General features: G+C 46.5%; 2 protein-coding genes and 3 pseudogenes. All 5 read right to left on the bottom strand.

The features are described 5' to 3' along the window. Positions 1 to 477: 477 nt before the first annotated feature. A pseudogene (locus tag ACLD4K_RS21880) lies at positions 478 to 582 on the bottom strand (helix-turn-helix domain-containing protein); the annotation flags it as partial. A gap of 24 nt (positions 583 to 606) precedes the next feature. Beyond that, a pseudogene (locus ACLD4K_RS21875) lies at positions 607 to 894 on the bottom strand (transposase); the annotation flags it as partial. A gap of 46 nt (positions 895 to 940) precedes the next feature. Beyond that, positions 941 to 1,081, bottom strand: a pseudogene (locus tag ACLD4K_RS21870) (helix-turn-helix domain-containing protein); the annotation flags it as partial. A gap of 193 nt (positions 1,082 to 1,274) precedes the next feature. After that, positions 1,275 to 1,814, bottom strand: coding sequence for a phase 1 flagellin gene repressor FljA (fljA, locus tag ACLD4K_RS21865; protein WP_411012502.1), 540 nt, complete (start codon positions 1,812 to 1,814; stop codon positions 1,275 to 1,277). A 67-nt stretch (positions 1,815 to 1,881) separates the two neighbouring features. Beyond that, on the bottom strand, positions 1,882 to 3,059 hold a 1,178-nt coding region (locus tag ACLD4K_RS21860), incomplete at its 5' end, for a flagellin (RefSeq protein ID WP_411012501.1).

The raw sequence follows: 3,059 nt of genomic DNA, 5'->3' as shown, positions 1-3,059 counted from the left end.
ACAATCCGGGCTGAGTTCCCTCAAAGTGATCTACTATTTGGCGCAGCTATTTAGAAATGAGCGAAATCAGCTAGGCATAGCAAAATTCAAGTCCATTAGCCGTCTCCGCTGGAGCAAAGTTGCTGAACCTGAGATCCTTTAATTGGTACACGTTTAGGTACACACCTGAAAGTTGAATACGGAAAAATCCTTTATATTTAAAGTATTGAGTAATTTATTCAGACTCCGCCAGCCATTGACGTTCAATGAAGTTCACTAAGCCCGCACAGCACAAGCACTGCGGGCTTTTTTACATCTATTGCCGCCAGGTGAGGATTGCAGAGAACCTTACGGACACTGGAGTCAAATGACGCGGTGGGTGACAGGACAAAACGCCCAAAGTCTCACCAATAACTCCCGAAAGAATTGGAATACGAGAGTCAAAGAAAATAGAACACTCACTGAGAGCCCTGCCTGGCTGGGGCAAAGCTCGCAGTCAGACTGTCGAGCATAAAGATAAGCAGTTGCCCGTGAGACGCCAGGATGTTGGGCTACGGTATCCATAGATTTGCGAAGATTCAGCAGACCTTCTTTGCGAAGCTTTAATGATCAATTCTTTTCTGTCAGCGAGAGCGTGGTCTGATGCTTCTTCACCAGTTGAGGTTCAAAAGTGCCATTACGATCGCGTGGGCTTGCCAGCTCGAAGCTGCCGGTCGGGGCTTTAATGGTCTTTTTGCCAGAGCCGTTTTTACGATTGGCTTCCACATCCGAAGCCAGATGAGAGTCGAGTTCCGCAGACAGCGCGGCTTCAGTTAACTGTTTGATTAATGGCGTTAAGATACCATCTTTTCCGGTTAATGCCTGGCCGGACTGGAGTGCCTTAAGCGCTTTATCGAAATCGAAGGGCTGGGACATGTGTCATTCCTTTTTGCTTGTATATTACTGGAATGACACAGAATTTCTAACACTCTCGGGCTACGGTATCCATGGATTTGCGAAAATTCATCAGACCTTCTTTGCGAAGCTCAATGATCAATTCTTTTCTGTCAGCTGCTTTAAGCGTCCTGGCCGTAGTGGCACGAGCAGCGGCGAAACTATCTATACCCTTCATACTTCAAGTTGCTTATGTGTTGGCTACGCTCGTTCACCCCAGTCACATAGTTATCTATGCTCCTGGGGACTCACTCCCTTGCCGCCTTTAAGCAACTCGAATTATTTTGGGTATATGCGCTGTCGAATGGTCTCTGTTCCTCCAGGATCAATATTTTCTCACGGAATTTTTATTACCGTATGCGTTATTCAGCATAATCCGAAGACGTGATCCTGCTCACCCAGTCAAACATAACTTGCATATGATTGCCATTGGGTTTCCTCACACCAACCTGACACGCATTTACGCCTGTCGTTTTGCCAGTCAAAACCTGTCCATACTTCATATAGATTTTGATACCGACTCCCTGTTTATAGCACTTATTGCAAATCGAGAAATAATCTCTTCTTGATGGAGTATATTGCTGAAGATTAAATTCGTCAGCCGGCACCAGCGAAAGATTAAAAGCGTCATTACCTGATAATTCTTCAAGAATTGCCAGAGACTCTAATTTAACTTCAATGCGCTTATTTCCTTTAGGTTTATCCGAAGCCAGAATCAAATTTTCCCTCGGATTAAACTTCGCAATGTAGCCTGTGATTATCCGTGCATTATTACTCACCAATCGAACAGGGATATCATTAAAACGTAGAAATTGAACTCGACGAGCAAGCATAGAATAATCCCGCGGCCATATTTCAGCCTCTCGCCCGTAGGAAATATCATTTACAGCCATACATTCCATAAAGATATATTCATCTATGCTGAATGAAAAAGCCCCGAATTCACGGGGCTGAATAAAACGAAATAAATTAACGTAACAGAGACAGCACGTTCTGCGGGACCTGGTTAGCCTGCGCCAGAACGGAAGTACCGGCCTGCTGCAGAATCTGCGCGCGAGACATGTTGGAGACTTCGGTCGCGTAGTCGGAATCTTCGATACGGCTACGCGCTTCAGACAGGTTGTTTACGGTATTGCCCAGGTTGGTGATAGCGGAGTTGAAACGGTTCTGTACCGCACCCAGGTCAGAACGTAGCGCATCCACCTGCGCCAACGCGGCATCAATTTTCTGCAGCGGGTTTTCGGTGGTTTTAGCGGCTGCTTCTGCCAGCTCTGGTTGTGCTTTAAAATCATGACCAGCGGCTTTGCTGGCATTATAGGTTTTACCGTCGATAGTAACGACTTCGGTTTTACCGTCTACGCCACCCAGTTGGTTAGCCGCTGTTTTGGTAGTACCGTCATCAGCAGTATAACTTGTGGTTTTAGCTTTAATTGCTCCTGTCGCTTCATCGTAATCTGCGGCGTAATACTTATCACCTGCTTTAAGCGCATAGCCGCCTTCAATTGTCTTACCATTTTTATCGGTATAAGACATTTTGACCAATGTCGCGGCATTTGCATCCGCAGATGAAACGCCCCCATCTTGTAAGGCTTTTTTCGTGGCAGCATCTGCTGCTACAGGAGCATTAACCTGTACCTTAGTAACAGCGGTATCACCTGTAACAGTAGATTTAGTTGGGGTAGCACCGAATGATACAGCCCCTGTAGCACTATCAACGGTAACTTCATATTTGCCATTTTTGGCAGTATCCCCCGCATCGGTATAACCACCTACAGTGGCATAATATTTACCATCCTTAAAGGATACGGTGGCAGTCAATGTATCGCCAGTTACTGTCGGGTTGCCTAATGCAGCTTTAATCTCAGTTGCAGTTGGTGCCGTAAGCGCCTGAGTACCATCACTATAGGTAGAGCTGATAACGTCTGTCGCAGAAACATCATACGCTTTCTGCACGTTCAGTGAATCCAGACCCAGGGTCTGCGAGTTGATCTGCTTCAGATCGATATCGATAGTTTCACCGTCGTTGGCACCAACCTGGATGGTCAGAGTGTTGTCCTGCGCCAGGACTTTCACGCCGTTGAACTGAGTCTGACCGGATACACGGTCGATTTCGTTCAGGCGCTGGGTGATTTCAGCCTGGATGGAGT

It is taken from the genome of Salmonella sp. 741265055_HSA (assembly GCF_046569525.1).
Taxonomy (GTDB): Bacteria; Pseudomonadota; Gammaproteobacteria; order Enterobacterales; family Enterobacteriaceae; genus Salmonella; species Salmonella enterica.
This window is presented reverse-complemented; position numbering and strand designations above follow the sequence as displayed.

What these genes read in the sequence shown, in the direction of transcription:
- fljA (WP_411012502.1), bottom strand. Translation starts at nt 1,814, where the DNA reads ATGGAATGTATGGCTGTAAATGATATTTCCTACGGGCGAGAGGCTGAA.